The sequence below is a fragment of the Streptacidiphilus pinicola genome (assembly GCF_003258295.1).
Classification (GTDB): domain Bacteria; phylum Actinomycetota; class Actinomycetes; order Streptomycetales; family Streptomycetaceae; genus Streptacidiphilus; species Streptacidiphilus pinicola.
In genome coordinates this window covers 1-16,986 of the sequence record NZ_QKYN01000202.1, presented here as the reverse complement: position 1 = coordinate 16,986, position 16,986 = coordinate 1, and the positions used below count along the sequence as shown (strand labels likewise).

Here is a 16,986-nt window from a genome sequence, read left to right as displayed (position 1 = left end):
GCCGATGCCGCCGGTGGCGGCCACGATGGTGAGCTTCATGGGACTACCCCTGCCGGTGCGTGGTGCGGGTAAGATTCCTTTGTAAGCCGTACTCTATGGAGACCGTAACATATGAGTTCCAAAGTATCCAGTGACGGTGGCGGCGACGGCACGCGCCGGGNNCGGGGGGGCGGCGGGGCGGTGGGGGCGCAGGGGGTAGGGCGGGGCGTGGGGGCAGGGAACGGCGGGGGCGGGGCAAGACGTGAGAGGAGGGGCGCGGCGGGGGGTGGGGGGAGGGGGGGGGGGGCGGAGCGGGGGCGGAGGAGGGGACGGGCGGGGCCGTGGGTAGGGCGGTGGGGGGGGGAGATGAGGCAGGTGGGGCAGGGGGAAGAGGCCGCGTAGGGCTGCGCGACGCGGACATGGACTGCCTGGACCTGATCAGCCGCCTCGGCCCGCTCGGCGCCGGACCGCTCGCCAAGTCGGCGGGCCTGCATCCCGCGACCCTCACCGGCGTGCTGGACCGGCTGGAACGCGCCGGCTGGATCGTCCGCGAGCGCGACGCCGAGGACCGGCGCGCGGTGCGGATCCGCGCGGTGCCGGAGCGCGGCAAGGAGGTGCTGGCGCAGTTCGCGGGCATGAACGGCGCGGTGCAGGAGATCTGTTCGCGCTACGACGAGGAACAGCTCGGCGTCATCGCCGACTTCCTGGCCCGCGTCGCCGAGGCGGGCCGCACGTCCACGCTGGCGCTCGACGAGGAATCCTGACCGGCCGCCCCGCCGGAGTCATCTGCGCTCCGAAAGGGCACAATTGACACTCCGTCGACTCCGAAGCGGAACGGAAGGGCGGCAGTGGCATGGTCGTGAAGGACGCACTCAGCCGGAACGCGGTGCTGGACGCCGCGGCCGAGCTCGTCCGCGCCCACGGGCCGGGCGCGCTGACGATGCGTCGGCTCGCCGCCGAGCTGGGCTGCGCCGTCACCGCGATCTACTGGCACGTCGGCAACCGTGAGGCGCTGCTGGACGAGCTGGTGGCCCGCACCGTCAGGGAGCTGGGCGAGATCCGCGCCGAGGGCGGCACGCCCGCCGAGCGGGCCGAGTCCGTCGCGCTCGCGCTGCGGCGCAAGCTCCGGGCCCGTCCGCACCTGATCGCGCTCGTCCACGAGCGCGGCCTGACCGAGCTGATGATGCTGCCCGCCCAGCGGGCCCTCGTCCACGAGGCCCACGCCGCGGGCCTGCGCGGCGCCGCGGCCGCCGAGGCGGTGCGGGCGCTGCAGTTCCAGGTCGTCGGCTTCGTCCTGGTCGAACGCAACCGCGAGCGGGCCCCGGAGCAGCACCCGGGCGAGCCGGACCTGTGGACCACCGAGACCGCCGAGCAGGACCCGGAGCTCGCCGGCTCCTTCGCCGCGGCGCCCGACCTCGACGCGCTCTTCCGCGCCATGGTCCGGGGGATCGTCGCCTCGCTCTGGCGCGCGCCGGGCGGGTCCGGGGCGGCCTGACGGTCCGCCTGTCAGGAAGCTCCCATGACGGTCCGTCCGAGCCCCGGCACACCGAGGAGGAGCAGCAGCCCCGGCAGCGTCTCCGCCAGGAGCGGGCGCACCGCCTCCTCCTAGAGGACGCGGGACAGGGCCAGGCCGGGGAGGAAGTCCGGATCGGAAGTCGTCACCGGGTCGCTGTGGCCTGGTCACGGCCTTGGGGCCACCGGGTTTCAGCTCTCCTCTGCCGTCAGGTGGGCGGTGAAGCTGAAGCGGTCGCCGCGGTAGAGGGAGCGGACGTGTTCGACGGGGAGGCCGTCACGGTCGCGGGTGACGCGGTTGAGCAGCAGCATCGGCAGGGCGGGGCTGGTGCCGACGAGTTGGACCTCGCGCGGGGAGGCGAGGACGGTCTCGATCCGCTCGTCCGCGTCCGCCAGGACGACGCCGAGGCCGCGCAGGTAGGCGTAGAGGGAGGTGCGCGGGTCGAAGTCGGTGGCCAGGGCCGGGAACCGCGCCGCCGAGAGGTAGGTGCTCTCCAGGCCGACGCGCTCGTCGTCCGCGAAGAGCAGCCGTTCCAGATGGAAGACCGGCGCGCCCGGCTCGACCCGCAGCCCGGCCGCGAGCGCCTCGTCCGCGGCGAGCTGTTCGAAAACCACCAGTTCACGGCCGGGCCGCCGCCCCTGGCGGCGCAGGCCCTCGGTGTAGCTGGCCAGGATCAGCGGCTGCACCAGCTTGGGCCCGGCCGCCACCGTCGAGCGCCCGCTGCGCTGCACCCGGCCCTCCAGCCGCAGCTCCCTGATCGCCTGCCGGACCGTCATCCGGGAGACCCCGAACCGCTCGGCGAACTCCCGCTCGGTCGGCAGCGGCGTGCCCTGGCCCAGCTCGTCCAGCACCGCGTCGATCTTCTGCTTCACCTGGAAGTACTTCGGCAGCTCCCCGCGCTCGGGCACCCCGGCGCGCGCCGCCGCCAACGTCGCCGGCGACCCGGCCGGCGCGGGCGGCTCCGGCGTCGCGGCGTCGTTCACGGTCGGCGGTTCCACGGGCAGGCTGCTCACGGCCGCGAGCCTAGCCGAGCCGAGGACCTGGCCGGACACGGCGTGGTCTCACCCGCACCACTTCCGCTCCCGGGTCGTTGGTACCGACGGCGGACGCGGAATCGGTGGACGGGAGTGGTGCGGTGACGGAGCCTCTGGTGGACCTGGCGGGCCGGTCGTGCCTGGTGACGGGCGCGGCCAGCGGGATCGGGCGGGCGACGGCGGAGCTGTTCGTGCGGATGGGCGCCCGGGTCGTCGGCTCGGATCTGGACGGGCCCGGCCTGGAACGGCTCGGCGACCGGCTCGCCGCCGAGTCCGCGCCCGGGCGGCTGCTGCCCGTGGTCGGGGACGTGGCCGTCCCGGCGGACGTGCGGCACATGGTGGCCGCCGGTGTCCGGGCCTTCGACCGACTGGACGTCGTGGTGGCCAACGCCGGCATCCTGCCGCTGTCGGACGTGCTGGAGACCACCCCGGAGGACTGGGACCGGGTGATGGCGGTCGACGGCCGCGGCATGTTCCTGACCTGCAAGTACGCGATCGAAGCCATGCTGGCGCAGGGTGAGCGGCCGGGCGGGGCGATCGTCTGCGTGTCGTCCATCTCCGGCCTGGCAGGCCAGGCGCGGCAGGCCGCGTACGGACCGGCCAAGTTCGTCGCCTCGGGCCTGACCAAGCACCTGGCCGTCGAATGGGCGGGCCGGGGCATCCGCGTCAACGCGGTGGCGCCGGGCACCATCACCACCGAGCGGGTGCGAGCGCTCCAGGACGAGCCGGGCGGTCCGGAGTACCTGGAGCAGATGGCGCAGGATCACCCTTTGGGTCGCCTCGGCACGCCGGAGGAGGTGGCGCGGGCCATCGCGTTCCTCGCCTCGGACGCGGCGTCCTTCGTGACCGGTGTCGTGCTCCCCGTCGACGGCGGCTATCTGGCTCGCTGAGGTTTTGGCGCGTTGAGATTCCGGCCCGTTGCCCCGTCTGCCCCGCTGGCATACTGACCTGCAGGGACGAGGAATCGGAGACGGGCGCGATGGAGAAGCCGGAGACGCCGGAGACGCCGGACAGGCCCACGGAGCTGATCGAGTACGAGATGATGGTGCTCGGCCGGCACGTGCACATGGGCGCCGCCGGCAAACGCACCAGCGGCAACCTGGAGCGCAGCGCGTACATCCTGCTCAGCCGGCTCCAGGGGCAGGGCCCGATGTCCATCGGCCAGCTCAGTGAGGCCTTCGGGCTGAACGCCTCCACGCTGAACCGGCAGACCGCCGCGCTGGTCGGCGCGCGCCTCGCCGAGCGGATCCCGGACGCGGACGGCGGGATGGCCCGCAAGTTCCGGATCACCGAGGAGGGCGCGCGCCGCCTGGAGGAGGCGCGCGCGGAGATCGTGGCCGGGTTGGACAAGGTGCTGGGCGGCTGGCAGCCCGAGGACATCGCGACGTTCGCCGACTACCTCAAGCGCTTCAACGCCTCGATCGAGCACATCGACGGCCGCCCCTGGCCGCGTCCCTGACGTGTCGACCGACTTCCCGGAGAGGGCGCATGCTCGACGCCACCGACGCCGCGCTCGTCGCGGCCCTGCAGCGGGACGGACGGGCCAGCTTCCAGGAGTTGGCGAACGAGGTCGGGATCTCCCGGGAGGCCGCCCGCGCCCGCGTGACGCGGTTGCTGGACCGGCGCGAGGTGCGGGTGGTCGGCATCGTCGCGCCCGAGGTCGTCGGGCTCGGCGCGCTCGCGCACGTCTCGGTGGAGGTGGCCGGCGACAGCGCCGCCGCCGCGAAGGCGCTGGCGCGTCGGGACGGCGTGATGTTCCTGTCCCGCGCGGCCGGGCGACGTCAGCTCGTCGCGGACGTGCGCGCCCGCGACGCCGCCGCGCTCGACGTGGAACTCGCGGCGATCCGCGCGGTGCCGCAGGTGCGCGGGATCGAGGTGGTCCGCTGTGTGGAGCTGGTCAAGGAGGCCTACTCGTCGACCTCGTCGACCGCCCTGACCGGGTCGCCGCCCCGCGCCGACGCGGCGCGGGTGGAACCAGACGAGCGCGACCGGGCACTGCTCGCGCTGCTGCAGCGCGACGGGCGGATGAGCTACACCGAGCTGGCCGAGCGCGTCGGGCTCTCCCAGGCGGCCACCCGGTCCCGCGTGCTGCGGCTGATCGAGTCGGGCGCTGTGCACGTCACAGGCCTGGTGGCCTCGGCCGCGCAGGGGGTGCGCGAGGCGGCGGGGATCGGCATCGGGGTGGACGGCGCGGCGGGGCCGGTCGCCGCGGCCGCGGGCGCGATCGAGGGCGTGAACTTCGTGATGACCGGCCACGGGCGCTTCGATCTGGTCTGCGGCGTGGACGCGCCGGACCGGGCGCGGCTGCTGGCGACCCTCGACCGGCTGCGCACGCTGCCCGGGGTGGTCCGCTCGGAGAGCTGGGTGCACCTGGAGATCGTGAAAGAGGACTACGCCCACATTTCGCCGGTCTGACGGGCGATTCATCCTGCCTGGCAGGTCCCGGCGAATGAATCGCCCGAGCTGGGCAAATCTGCCTGCAATTCCATCTCTGAACAGCCTTGACGCCGTCTTTTCGCCTGCCCTCTAATGGCCGGACCACCCCGTCCGCGTCCAGCAGAGAGCCCGATACGGATGTCGTCCCCCACCCCCACCCCGGTCCCGACCGAGACCGCCGAGCTGCCGAGATCCCTCGGCGTCCTCGGCGCGGTCATGCTGACCCTCTCCTGCGTCACCCCCGCCTCGTCGCTGTTCATCGTCGTACCGCCGCTGCTGATGACGCTCGGCAGCGGCACCGTCCAGGCGCTGGTGATCGCCGCCGTGCTCTCCCTCGGCGTGGGCCTGTGCTACGCGGAGCTTGGCACGCTGGTGCCGAGCGCGGGCGGCGAGTACTCGATCGTCGGTCAGCTGCTGGGCCGGATGACCGGCTGGCTGGTCTTCGTCATCTCGATCGTCTCGCTCGTCGTCATCCCGCCGATCATCGCGCTCGGCACCGCCGACTACATCGGCTCGATCGTCCACGTCGACGCCCGCTACGCCGGAGCGGCGGTCATGCTGATCGCGGTCTGCGTCGGCGTCCTCGACATCAAGTCGAACGCGCTGATCACCGGCATCTTCCTCGGCATCGAGGTGCTCGCGGCCGGGCTGGTCAGCGTCCTCGGCTTCGCCCACGCCAAGCAGCCGCTCTCCTCGCTGCTGCACGCGGGCGTCCCCGACGGCCACGGTCACACCTCACCGCTGACCGTGGCGCTGCTGGTCTCCGGCCTCGCCGTCGCGCTGTTCACCTACAACGGCTTCGGCACCGCGATCTACCTCTCCGAGGACCTGATCGACCCGCGTCGCTCCGTCGCCCGCACCGTGCTGTGGTCGCTGCTGGCGGGCGTCGTCGTCATCACCGTGCCGGTGACCGCGATCTGCCTCGGCGTGAGTTCGCCCGACCAGCTGGCCGCCGGCGACCTGGTCGCGATCGTCGACTCCTGGGCCGGCACCGGCGTCGGCACCTTCGTCAGCCTCTGCATCGCCGCCGCGATCCTCAACGCCGTCATCGTCATGGTGCTGCAGAACGGCCGTGTGCTCTTCGCCTCCGCCCGCGACCGGACCTGGCCCGACCCGGTCAACCGGGCGCTCGGGCGGATCCACCCGCGCTGGGGCTCGCCCTGGGTGGCCACCCTCGGCATCGGCCTGCCCGGGGTGGTGCTGGCCCTCGCCGTCAACATCAACGCGCTGCTGGGCTTCACCGGTGTCGTCGTCGCCGTCATCTACCTGCTGCTGGGCGTCGCCGCGTTCACCGCGCGGACGCGCCGTCACCGGGCCACCCGGGCCTGGCGGATGCCGCTGTGGCCGCTGGCGCCGCTGGTCACCGTCGCCTCGCTGGCCTACGTGCTGACGCAGCAGACAGCGCACGACCTGATCATCACCGGCATCGTGCTGGCCGCGGGCGCGCTGTACTGGCTCTGCTACCTGCGCCCGCGTGCCGCCACCCACTGGCAGCTCAGCCTCCCGGCCGACGAGCGCCCGGCCGGGACCGGCGCAGAGACCGTCACCGCCGGCAGCAGCACCAGCACCAGCACCGCACGCTCGGAGATCCTGTGAACCGCCCCGCCGATCTGATCATCCACAACGCCCACGTCCACACCGTCGACCCCGACCTCCCGCGCGCGCAGGCCGTCGCCGTCCGCGACGGGGAGATCGCCTGGGTCGGCGCGGACGACGGCTGGACCGCATGGCTCGGCCCCGACACCGAGGTCGTCGACGCCCGCGGCCGGCTGCTGCTGCCCGGCTTCATCGACGCCCACAACCACGTCCGCCTCGGCTCCGACGCCGCCTGCGTCCAACTCGCGGGCGCCCGGACGCTGGAGGAGATCGGCGCGCGGATCGGCGCGTGGCTGGAGCGACACCCCGACGCCGCGTGGGTCGAGGCCGAGGCCTTCGACTACTCCGCGATCCCCGACGGCCGCATGCCCACCGCCGCCGACCTGGACGCCTTCACCGGCGACCGCCCGGCCCTGGTGCTCAGCTACGACGTGCACACCGCCTGGCTCAACACCGCCGCGCTGCGCCTGCTCGGAATCGACGCGTCGACCCGGCAGACCCCCTACGGCACCGTCCAGAAGGACCCGGAGACGGGCCAACCGACCGGATTCCTCACCGACTTCGCCGTCCGCGGCCTCTCCCGCGACGGCCACCGCGCGCTGCGCGCGGCGGGCGTCCCGTGGGCGCACCCCGACCGCCAGTACCAACGCCTGGGCGTCAGCCTCGACATGGCGGCCCGCTACGGCATCACGACGGTGGTCGAGCCGCAGAACTCCCTGGACGACCTGGAGTTGTTCGACCGCGCGGCAGCCGAGGGCCGGCTGCGCTCCCGCCTGGTCGCCGCGCTCTTCCACCCGCGCGGCACGACCGAGGCCGAACTCGCCGAGTTCGCCGAGACCGCCACCCGCTACGACGGCGACCGGATGCGCGTCGGCCCGCTCAAGCTCTACATCGACGACGTGGTCGAGCCGCACACCGCGGCCTTGCTGGAGCCGTACGCGGGCCACGCCCACCACCGCGGCGAGACCTTCTACCCGCCGGCGGAGTTCGCCACCACCGTCGCCTCGCTCGACGCCGCCGGCTTCCAGCTGTTCGTCCACGCGACCGGCGACCGCGGCATCCGCACGGTCCTGGACGCCTTCGAACACGCCCGCGCCGTCAACGGCCCGCGCGACGCCCGCCACCAGGTCGTCCACGTCGAGTGCCTGGACCCGGCGGACGTCGACCGCTTCGCGCAGCTCGACGTCGTCGCCTGCATGCAGCCGCGCCACTGCGCCCCCGACATCGCCGGCCCCGGCCAGGACTGGGCGGAGGCCGTCGGCGAGGAACGCTGGACCAAGGCCTGGCCCCTGCGCACGCTCCACGCCTCCGGCGCGCGGCTCGCCTTCTCCAGCGACTGGAACGTCGCCGAGATGGACCCCATGGTCGGCCTCTACACCGCGGTCACCCGCAAGGCGCCTGGCGGCGGGCCCGCGTGGATGCCGGACGAGACGGTCGACCTGGCGACGGCCATCCACGGGTACACCATGGGCAGCGCCTGGGCCAACTTCCTCGACGACCGCCTCGGCTCCATCACCGTCGGCAAGCAGGCCGACCTGGTGCTCCTCTCCCGCGACCTCTTCGCCGTCGCGGACCCGCGCGAGATCCTCGACACGGTCGTCGAACTCTCCACGGTGGGAGGTCAGACGGTCATCCGGCTGTAGCCGCACTGTCCCAGGGGCGCGAGGCTCTACCGATGCGCGCCGCGCGGGCGCGCCGGTCACGGATGCTATCGCAGGCAGCTGCGCCACCCCAGGGGCACGGGGCTCTGCCCGACAGGCCACCCACGCGGGTAGTGCCCCAAATGTGGAGGGCCATCCGCATGTCAGTGGTTTCTCGCGCCGTTCCTCGCGCCCCTGGATCGTGCCACTAGAACGCCGTCGCGCACTCCGGGTGACCCCAGCTGCTGCCGACCTTGGTGATCTTGTCGCCCTTGGCGTACGGGCGGGAGCACGGGCAGGTGCCCGGGTAGCGGGCGGCGAGGGTGCGGGCCGTGGTGTCACCGCCGGTCGCGGTCTTCGCGCGGGCGGGCTTGGAGGCCTTCGTGCGGCCCGCGGGGGTGACCGGGTCCGGGACGGGGAGGTCCGCTGCCGTGCCGGAGGCGTCCCGCTGGAGGCGGGCGGCGTCGCTCGCCGCCTTGTCGGCGATCGCGTTCAGCGGGTCGCCGTCGACCTGGTGGGCGGCGACGTAGACGAAGGTGACGTCGCGGCCCGTCAGCAGCGCGTCGATGTGCTGGATCAGCTCCTGGTTGGCGACAGCCTTGCCGCCGGCGGTGCGCCAGCCGTTGCGCTTCCAGTTGCCCAGCCACTTGGTGACCGCGTCGCGCGTGTACGTGGAGTCGAGCCGTACCTCCAGCGGCGCGGCGGGGTCCGTCGCCTCCAGCAGTTGCTCCAGCGCGGTCAGTTCTCCCACGTTGTTGGTGCTGTGGCCGAGCGCCCCGGCGCGCCAGCGCTGCGGCGCGGCGGAGGAGTCGGCGATGACGTAGGCCCAGCCGGCGGGGCCGGGGTTGCCTTTGGCGGCGCCGTCACAGGCGGCGATGATGCGGTCGACCATGGCTTGATTCTCCCAGGTCCGCGGAGCGCGTCCGCCCGAACGGGCGGCTCCGGATCGCGGCTGGTGATCCGCTGCCGTTGACTGAGTGGGCCGACGCTTCCACGCGCCGGGCGAAGAGTCGGCCGGAAGGGGCAGGCATGTCGGACGAGGCGGAGCTCGGGCGTCTTCGAGCGCAGGTCGCCGAGCTGCAGGCGCCGAAGCAGCGCTGGAAGTCCGCGCTCTCGGCCGTGCTGATCACGCTTGCCTGCATCCTCGCGCCACTGTCGATCGTCGCGTCCTGGGCGTCGAGCATCATCGGCGACACCAACCGCTACGTCGCGATGGTCGCTCCGCTGCCGGCCAACCCCGACGTGCAGAACGCGATCGCGACCCGCACCTCGCAGGCGGTCTCCGCGCACATCGACGTGAACAGCCTGCTCCAGCAGGTCGCTCCCACCGACCGGCCGAGGCTCGACGCGGCGCTCGGCAAGCTCAGCGGGCCGATCGACAGCGCGATCACCAGCTTCGTCCAGAAGCAGACCCAGTCCGTCGTCTCCAGCTCCTGGTTCCAGTCCTTCTGGGCCGACGCCAACCGCCGGATCCACCAGAACATGGTGAAGGCCCTGACCGGCCAGGGCGGCGGCGCGGTGCAGCTGACGCAGAACTCCGTGGTGATCGACCTGGCCCCGGTGATCGACCAGGTCAAGCAGCGCCTGGTCAGCAACGGCATGACGATCGCGGGCAAGATCCCCGAGATCCACACCAACTTCACCGTGGTGAACGCCCAGAACATCGGCAAGGCCAAGACCGGGTTCCGGCTGCTGCAGGTCATCGGCAACTGGCTGCCGGTGATCGGCGTGGTGCTCGCGGTCGCCGGTGTCTGGCTGGCCCGGCGGTGGCGGCGCGCGGCGGTCGCGGCGGCGTTCGGGATCGCGGCGGGGGCGCTCGTGCTCGGCATCGGGCTGAGCATCTTCCGTGTGATCTACCTCGACAAGCTGCCCGCCGACGTGAACCAGGACGCGGCCAAGGCGATCTACGACCAGCTGGTGCTGTTCCTGCGCACCGCCGTCCGGTCGGTCGTGGTGCTGGGGGTCGCGGTGGGCCTCGGCTTCTGGCTCACCGGCCACGGGGCGAAGGCGGCACGTATCCGCGGGGTGTTCACCGCCGGGATCGACGCGACGCGCGGGGCACTGGAGAACGTGGGACTGCGGCTCGGCCCGGTCGGACCCTTCGTGCACCGCTACCGCAAGTGGATCATGGCGGCGGTGCTCGCGGCCGGGGCGCTCACACTGGCACTGTGGAGTTACCCGACCGGCTTGGTGGTCTTCTGGCTCGTGGTGATCGTGTTGTGCGCGCTCGCAGTGGTGCGTTTCCTGGATGAGGGGGCGCCGTCCCCGTCGGCGTCCTCAGGTGCCGAGGATGTGGAGGGTTCGTGATGAGTGCCGCGACGAAGCCTGCGAAGAAGTCGGCGAAGAAGTCGGCGAAGCCGACGGCGGCGGCCGAGGGGGTGAAACCGTCGACGGCGCTCAAGGCCGAGGAGGCGCACGGGCGGGCGGTGCGCAGGGACGTGCCGCGCTCCTCGCAGGGGCCCTGGGAGGCGCCCCGGAACCGCCCGGACCCGATCGCGATCCTGGAGGCCCAGGCGCTGACCCGGGTGCCCGAGCTGGTGCCGATCCGCTACGGGCGGATGGCGGCGTCCGAGTTCGCCTTCCTGCGGGGCGCGCCCGCGATCATGGCGGCGGACCTCGCCTCCACGCCGAACACTGGGCTGATGGTGCAGCTGTGCGGCGACGCGCACCTGGTGAACTTCGGCTTCTACGCCTCGCCGGAGCGCACGCTGCTCTTCGACCTCAACGACTTCGACGAGACCCTGCCCGGCCCGTTCGAGTGGGACGTCAAGCGCCTGGCCGCGTCCGTCGCCGTCGCGTCCCGGCAGAACGGCCACCCCGAGCACTCGGCCCGCGACGCCGCCCAGGCCTCGGCCCGCGGCTACCGCGAGCACATGCGCGAGCTGGCCGCCAGGACCGAGCTGGACGTCTGGTACGAGCGGGTCGACACCGCAGATCTGCTCGCCGACGTCCGCAAGCGCAACCGTGCCGAGGCCGAGCAGGAGCTCAGCAAGGCCCGCCGCCGCACCAGCCTGCAGGCGCTGGAGAAGCTCACCGAGCCCGGCCCCGACGGCGAGCCGCGGATCAAGCACGATCCGCCCCTGGTGCAGGCGATCGGCATGCGCGACCTGGGCCTGGTGCAGGAGACCTTCGAGGACTTCCTGCGCAGCATGCAGGAGGACCGCCGGGTGCTGCTGGAACGCTTCAAGCTGGTCGACGCGGCGCTGAAGGTTGTCGGCGTCGGCAGCGTCGGCACCCGCTGCTTCGTCGCGCTGCTGGCCGGCACCACCGTCGGCGACCCGCTGATGCTGCAGATCAAGGAGGCCGAGCAGTCGGTCCTCGCCGCCCACCTGGCCCCCAGCCGGCACCGCCACCAGGGCCAGCGCGTCGTCGCCGGCCAGCGGCTGCTCCAGGCCGCCAGCGACATCTTCCTCGGCTGGGCCACCGGCCCCGCCGGCCGCTTCTTCTACTGGCGCCAGCTGCGCGACATGAAGGGCGCGGTCGAGGTCGAGAAGCTCGACGCCAAGATGCTGCTGCGCTACGCCGAGGTCTGCGGCCGTACGCTGGCCCGCGCCCACGCCCGCTCCGGCCCCCGCGCGGAGATCGCGGACTACCTCGGCCGCAGCGACGCCTTCGACCGCGCGATCGCCTCCTGGGCCGTCGGCTACGGCGACCAGACGCACCGCGACCACAAGGCGCTGCTGGCCGCGATCGCCCAAGGCCGCGTCGAGGCCGTGAGCGACGTGTGATCCCGGCAGGCGCTACCGCATGAGCAGCACCAGTTTGCCGACGCGGCGCCCCTCCTCCAGATCGTTATGGGCGTCGCGGACGCGGTCGAGCGGATAGGCGTGGACGGGGCCGAGTGAGAGCGCGCCCGTGGCCATCCGGTCGAGGAAGCGCTGCAGCACGTCGGCCGGGAGGTCCGTGGCGTCGCCGCCGTAGGCGGTGAGGCGGACGCCCGTCGGGAGGTAGCCGATCGGGTAGAAGTCGGGGACGGTCCACTCGTTGGACAGCATGCCGGTGAAGCAGACGGTGCCGTGGACCCGGGTCGCGCGCAAAGTGTCGGGGAGGGTGGGCGTGCCGACGAGCTCCAACGCCGCGTCGACGCCGTCCGGGAGCAGGGCGCGGACCTGGGCGGCGACGTCGCCGTCGTCGACCAGGGGGTGGTCGACGCCGTGGTCCTCGAGCGCGGCGAGGCGGTCCGCGCTGCGGGTGGTGGCGAGCACGGTCGCGCCGAGGTCCTTGGCCAGCGCGGTCGCGGCGAAGCCGAGCGCCTTGGTGCCGCCGCGGATCAGCAGGGTCTGGCCGGGCCGCAGGTCGAGGCCGGTGGTGAGCGAGCCGTAAGCGGTCTGCAGGGTCTCCGGGACCGCGCCGAGCGTCTGCCAGGCCAGCTCCGAGCGGAACGGCACGACCTGGGTGCGCGGCACCACGGTGTACTCGGCGTAGCCGCCGTCGAAGGTGCGGCCCATGCCGCCCATCATCGCGACGACCTGCTGTCCCGGCGTCAGCACGCCGTCCGGGTCCAGGTCCACGGTGCCCGTGGCCTCGATGCCGGGCACCCGCGGGAAGCTGACGCCCTCGGCGAGGCCCAGCCTGGTGTGCAGCTCGGAGCGGTTCAGGCCGGCCGCCTCCACCCGGATCCGCACCCAGCCCGGCTCCGGGACCGGTAGCGGCAGGCGCCTGACCTCCAGGTTCGTCACCGGCCCGGGGCCGCTCAGCACCACCGCCCGCATGGTCGTGCCCTCGGCCGTCTCGCTCGCCTCGCTGGTGTCGTCCACGGTCGTCATTGTGCCCGCACGGCCGCGCCTGCCGCGCCGTCAACCGCCCGGCCGGTTACCGTGACCGGAAGCCGGTGAGCGCGCGCGGGCCCCGCCGCGGCGGGGCCGGGACGGAGGGTGAGCGGATGGACCACCGGCCGCGGCTGCTGGCCCGGACCGCGCTGCTGTGCGCGGTGCTGTCCGTCGTCGCCGTCGGGTTCGCGGGGCTGCACGGGCTGCTGGTCGTGTTCTGTGCGCTGATCGGCCTGGTGGTCACGGCCGTCGGCGGCTGGTGGGCGCTCGCGCACCACGGCGTCCCGCGCATCGTCGGCGCGGTGGTCGCCGTCGCCGCGCCGGCCGGCGTGCTGGTCCTGGCCGTCAGTTCGGAGGTGGCGCTGCTCGTGCTGCTCGCGTTGGGGCTGTGGGGCGTGGGGCTGGTCCTCGCCCGGTCCGCGCTGCACGCGGCCCGGCCGCCCAAGCCGATGCCGACGCACGAGATGCCCGCGCCGCGGCGGCCGGTGCTGATCATGAACCCGAAGTCGGGCGGCGGCAAGGTCGAACAGTTCCAGCTGGTGCGCCGGGCCGAGGAGCTGGGCGCGCGGGTGGTGCTGCTGGACACCTCCGTGCCGCAGGACGTCGCCGGGATCGCCCGCCGGGCCGTCGCCGAGGGCGCCGACCTGCTCGGCGTGGCCGGCGGCGACGGCACCCAGGCGCTGGTCGCGGCGGTCGCCGCCGAACACGACCTGCCGTTCCTGGTCATCTCCGCCGGCACCCGCAACCACTTCGCCCTCGACCTGGGCCTGGATCGCACCGACCCCGCCACCTGCCTCGACGCTCTCCGCGACGGCGTCGAACTCCTCGTCGACCTGGGCCGGGTGGGTGAGCTGCCGTTCGTCAACACCGTCTCCTTCGGCGCCTACGCCCAGATCGTGCAGAGCCCGCAGTACCGCGACGCCAAGACCGCCACCGCCCTCGACGCCCTGCCCGAGCTGCTGCTCGGCACCGGCGGAGCGCACCTGACCGCGCACGCGGGCGAGCACCGCCTCGACGGACCCCAGGCGTTGCTGGTCAGCAACAACCCGTACGCCGCGCCGGATCCGGTCAGTCTCGGCCGCCGCCCCCGGCTGGACCGGGGCGTGCTGGGCGTCCTCGGCATCCGCGTCGAGGGCGCCGCGCAGGCCGCGGAGCTGGCGCTGCGCGGCGACCGGGCCAAGGGGCTGACCGTGCTGTCGGCGCGTCAGGTCACCGTCCACGCGGACGCCGCCGAGATCCCCGTCGCCGTCGACGGCGAGGCGCTGACCCTGGCCACGCCAGTGGTCTGCTCCCTCGCCGTCCGTGCGCTGCGCGTCCGCGTCCCGCGCGGGCGCCCCGGCGCGGACCCGAGCCAGCAGCCCCACGCCCGCCGCCTCGACTGGCGCGACGTCGCCCGCCTCGCCTTCCTGCCGATGGAGAACCGCACGTGAACGACAGAGTCCGGCACGACAGCGTGCTGCACGACCTCGCCGCGCTCGACGGCGCGCTCTACGCGGCGGTCGCGGCGACGGACACCCCCGCACTGGACGCCGGTCTGCGCCGGCTCTCCCGCGCGGCCAACCACTCGAAGATCAACCTCTCGATCGCGGCGGCGCTGACCCTCGTCCCGGGCCGCTGCCGCGCCGCGGGGCTCGCGGGCGCGGCGTCGGTCGGGCTGGCGTCCTTCACCGCGAACCTGCTCGGCAAGTCCCTGGTCCGCCGCCCCCGCCCGGACCGCGAGTCCGCGCAGGTACGCGTCGACCGCCACGTTCCCATGCCGACCTCGGCGTCCTTCCCGTCCGGCCACACGGCGTCAGCCTTCGCCCTGGCGACGGCGGTGGGGACGATCCTGCCGGCGGCCGCGGCCCCCCTCGGCGTGCTGGCCTGCGCGGTGGGCTACTCCCGCGTCCACACCGGGGTCCACTACCCCGGCGACGTCATCGCCGGCGCACTGCTGGGCAGCACCTGCGCGACGGCGGTCCTCGCGCTCGGCCGGAAGCTGACGGACCGCTGAGTCCTGCCGGGGCAACCGTTCGTGGCGCTCAGGGGTCTAGCTCATGGGACTGGGGCAGGGAACCCAGCCCCTCCGCCCAGAAAGGGTGTCCATGAAGCTCCGCCGGTCCTGGGTGACGGCCGTCGCGGCCGTCGCGTTCTCCCCGATCGCGCTGGTGGCGGCGCCGACCGCGTCAGCCGCCCTGTCGGTGACACCTCCACAGGCGCTCACGCCGCCCGGCAGTCCGTGGCAGACCACGATCCCGCTGCCCGCCGCACTGGTGGACGCAGGCGGTGTCGTCAGCGACCAGGACGACCACACCGACCTGAGGTTGGACCTGTCGGGCCTGGCGCCGGGGATCACCGCGGGTAGCGGCTGGCGCCGTTTCACCCTGACCGGGACCCTCCCCGCGACGGGACCCAACAGCGACCTGAGCAGGTCACCGCACGAGATCCAGTGGACCCTCGCCCTCGCCGACGACCGGGGAGGCCGGGATGTTCTGGCCAGGTACGCCCACGTCCAGTACCTGGACGGCTCGACCTGGACCGCTCTCCCGGCCTGGGCGGGCAGCCGGACCGAACCGGCCGTCACCCGCTTCGACGTCGCCGGGAACCAGCAGGAGGTCACGGTGAGGATCCCGGTCCGGGTCAGCGTCGACGCCGGCGCGCCGACGGGCCCGGCCTACGCCGTGGCGGTGGGCTCCTACGTGGACGTGGTCCAGGGCTCGTTCGCGCACACCAGCTTCGGCTCGCAGCAGGTGTCGGTGGCCGCCGGCGCCGCGACGCGTCCGAGCGCGTCTCCCGCGTCCGGCCACGCCTCGGCCAGGACGGCTGCCTTCTCCCCGCTGCCGCTGATCGCGGGGATCGCGGGTGCGGCCGCCGTGGTGGGCGGCGGTGTCGCGTTCGCGCTGCGGCGGCGCGGCCGGGCCTGACGGACCCTCCCCTCGGCCGCCAGGGGCGGAGCCCTCCACCGAGCCCCCTCAGGGCCGGTCGTCAGGGTCCGGGGCGGCCGCGTCCGGCGCGTCCGCCGAGCCGGCCGTGGGAGCGGCGGGGCCCGGTGGGGTGCCGGTGTCACGAGGCGCGTTCAGCAGCGGTTGCAGCGGGGGATGCTGGGCCAGGACCGCGCCGAGCGTGATGCCGAAGGTGATCGCCGCGGAGAGCACGATCAGCCAGGAGAGCCCGGTCAGCACCAACCCGAGCGAGCCGTAGTCCTGCAGCGTGCGGTTGAGCGCGTTCGGCATGTACAGGCGCGCGGTCAGCGACAGCGTGCTCATCGCCACGGCGGACAGCACCGCCCCCGGCAGCAGCGGCAGCCAGGCCACCCGGCGGACCAGCAGCAGGTGCTGAGTCCACCACCACACCAGCACCCCGGCGAGGAAGGTCAGCGGCACGCCGAGCCAGAGCCCCGCACCGAAACCGGTCCGCAGCAGCCCCTGCACCAGCAGGAACCCGACCAGGCAGACGATCAAGAGCAGCCACCGCCACGCCGAGGGCCGGCTCGGCGCCTTCCCCAGCGCCCACGCGTCCGCGCACACCCGCGCGAGCACGCGGCTGCAGCTGGTCGCCGAGATCAGCGCCATCAGCAGGCCGACCACGCCGACGGTCTGCTGCAGGCTGTGCGCGCCGCGGCTCGCCTGCAGCACCTGCTGCACCTGTTGCCCGCTCGCGCCGTTCAGCCCGAACGTCGTGCGCAGCGAGGACATCATCCGCGAGCGCACGCTGTCCGGGGCGAACGCCCCGAGCGCGAAGAACAGCGGGACCGTCGTCAGGAACAGCTGCGCGGCGAGCCGCGTCGCCGCGTCCATCAGGCCGACGTTCATCATGCGCACCAGCAGCGCCCCGATCACCGGGAACCGCTCCTGCAGCGACTCGAACCGCCCCAGCGCCGTCGCCCGGACGCGCGCGACGCGCGCCCGCACGCCGCGCGGCGCCTCGGAAGCGGACACGGACCCTCCCCCCACTGCGGAACCTCGGGCCCTGCCATCGTGTCCGCCCCCGGGCGGAGGGATCACGCGCTGCTGCTCCGTTCGGGCGGGAGGGCGGCGGCG

General features: G+C 73.7%; 16 protein-coding genes. 12 read left to right on the top strand and 4 right to left on the bottom strand.

All coding sequences use genetic code 11. The features are described 5' to 3' along the window. Positions 1 to 320 precede the first annotated feature (320 nt). Together DN069_RS36655 and DN069_RS36650 are read left to right on the top strand one after the other, a co-directional pair. Positions 321 to 743 (top strand): MarR family transcriptional regulator, encoded by a 423-nt coding sequence (locus tag DN069_RS36655; protein WP_341538529.1) that lies wholly within the window; start codon positions 321 to 323, stop codon positions 741 to 743. 89 nt (positions 744 to 832) lie between these two features. Beyond that, a complete protein-coding gene (locus tag DN069_RS36650) occupies positions 833 to 1,474 on the top strand; it encodes a TetR/AcrR family transcriptional regulator (RefSeq protein ID WP_111507574.1) in 642 nt (213 codons plus the stop codon). A gap of 209 nt (positions 1,475 to 1,683) precedes the next feature. Here DN069_RS36650 and DN069_RS36645 read toward each other — a convergent pair whose 3' ends face one another. Further along, positions 1,684 to 2,475 (bottom strand): GntR family transcriptional regulator, encoded by a 792-nt coding sequence (locus DN069_RS36645; protein WP_424556361.1) that lies wholly within the window; start codon positions 2,473 to 2,475, stop codon positions 1,684 to 1,686. Positions 2,476 to 2,627: 152 nt separating this feature from the next. Here DN069_RS36645 and DN069_RS36640 point away from each other — a divergent pair, with 152 nt between their 5' ends. From DN069_RS36640 to DN069_RS36620, 5 genes are all read left to right on the top strand, one after another. Then, a complete protein-coding gene (locus tag DN069_RS36640) occupies positions 2,628 to 3,416 on the top strand; it encodes an SDR family NAD(P)-dependent oxidoreductase (protein ID WP_243640269.1) in 789 nt (262 codons plus the stop codon). Between the two features lie 89 nt (positions 3,417 to 3,505). Beyond that, complete coding sequence (locus DN069_RS36635) at positions 3,506 to 3,985, top strand: MarR family winged helix-turn-helix transcriptional regulator (RefSeq protein WP_111507573.1); 480 nt, start codon at positions 3,506 to 3,508, stop codon at positions 3,983 to 3,985. Between the two features lie 29 nt (positions 3,986 to 4,014). Beyond that, on the top strand, positions 4,015 to 4,941 hold the full coding sequence (locus DN069_RS36630) for an Lrp/AsnC family transcriptional regulator (protein ID WP_111507572.1): 927 nt from the start codon (positions 4,015 to 4,017) through the stop codon (positions 4,939 to 4,941). 159 nt (positions 4,942 to 5,100) lie between these two features. Next, entirely contained in the window at positions 5,101 to 6,558 is a 1,458-nt protein-coding gene (locus tag DN069_RS36625) for an APC family permease (RefSeq protein WP_243640268.1), read from the top strand. After that, on the top strand, positions 6,555 to 8,201 hold the full coding sequence (locus DN069_RS36620; RefSeq protein WP_111507570.1) for an amidohydrolase: 1,647 nt from the start codon (positions 6,555 to 6,557) through the stop codon (positions 8,199 to 8,201). Before DN069_RS36625 ends, DN069_RS36620 begins: the two co-directional genes overlap by 4 nt. A 205-nt stretch (positions 8,202 to 8,406) precedes the next feature. Here DN069_RS36620 and DN069_RS36615 read toward each other — a convergent pair whose 3' ends face one another. Then, positions 8,407 to 9,090 (bottom strand): ribonuclease H family protein, encoded by a 684-nt coding sequence (locus DN069_RS36615; RefSeq protein ID WP_111507569.1) that lies wholly within the window; start codon positions 9,088 to 9,090, stop codon positions 8,407 to 8,409. A 137-nt stretch (positions 9,091 to 9,227) separates the two neighbouring features. Here DN069_RS36615 and DN069_RS36610 point away from each other — a divergent pair, with 137 nt between their 5' ends. Both DN069_RS36610 and DN069_RS36605 read left to right on the top strand, forming a co-directional pair. After that, the gene (locus DN069_RS36610; protein WP_111507568.1) at positions 9,228 to 10,505 is read left to right on the top strand and encodes a hypothetical protein; all 1,278 of its coding nucleotides are present in this window, start codon (positions 9,228 to 9,230) and stop codon (positions 10,503 to 10,505) included. After that, a complete protein-coding gene (locus DN069_RS36605; protein ID WP_111507567.1) occupies positions 10,505 to 11,926 on the top strand; it encodes a DUF2252 domain-containing protein in 1,422 nt (473 codons plus the stop codon). The genes DN069_RS36610 and DN069_RS36605 overlap by 1 nt, the downstream gene beginning before the upstream one ends. A gap of 12 nt (positions 11,927 to 11,938) precedes the next feature. Here the strand turns inward: DN069_RS36605 and DN069_RS36600 are convergent, their stop codons facing one another. Beyond that, a complete protein-coding gene (locus DN069_RS36600; protein ID WP_111507578.1) occupies positions 11,939 to 12,910 on the bottom strand; it encodes a zinc-binding dehydrogenase in 972 nt (323 codons plus the stop codon). A 170-nt stretch (positions 12,911 to 13,080) separates the two neighbouring features. Here DN069_RS36600 and DN069_RS36595 point away from each other — a divergent pair, with 170 nt between their 5' ends. The 3 genes from DN069_RS36595 (at position 13,081) to DN069_RS36585 (ending at position 15,870) form a co-directional block, all read left to right on the top strand. Further along, positions 13,081 to 14,397 (top strand): diacylglycerol/lipid kinase family protein, encoded by a 1,317-nt coding sequence (locus DN069_RS36595; protein WP_111507566.1) that lies wholly within the window; start codon positions 13,081 to 13,083, stop codon positions 14,395 to 14,397. Further along, positions 14,394 to 14,960, top strand: coding sequence for a phosphatase PAP2 family protein (locus DN069_RS36590; RefSeq protein ID WP_243640267.1), 567 nt, complete (start codon positions 14,394 to 14,396; stop codon positions 14,958 to 14,960). The genes DN069_RS36595 and DN069_RS36590 overlap by 4 nt, the downstream gene beginning before the upstream one ends. 91 nt (positions 14,961 to 15,051) lie before the next feature. After that, positions 15,052 to 15,870, top strand: coding sequence for a hypothetical protein (locus tag DN069_RS36585; protein ID WP_111507565.1), 819 nt, complete (start codon positions 15,052 to 15,054; stop codon positions 15,868 to 15,870). Between the two features lie 48 nt (positions 15,871 to 15,918). On the opposite strand, the gene DN069_RS36580 is transcribed toward DN069_RS36585, so the two are convergent. Beyond that, positions 15,919 to 16,884 (bottom strand): YhjD/YihY/BrkB family envelope integrity protein, encoded by a 966-nt coding sequence (locus DN069_RS36580; RefSeq protein WP_243640266.1) that lies wholly within the window; start codon positions 16,882 to 16,884, stop codon positions 15,919 to 15,921. Positions 16,885 to 16,986: the final 102 nt, after the last annotated feature.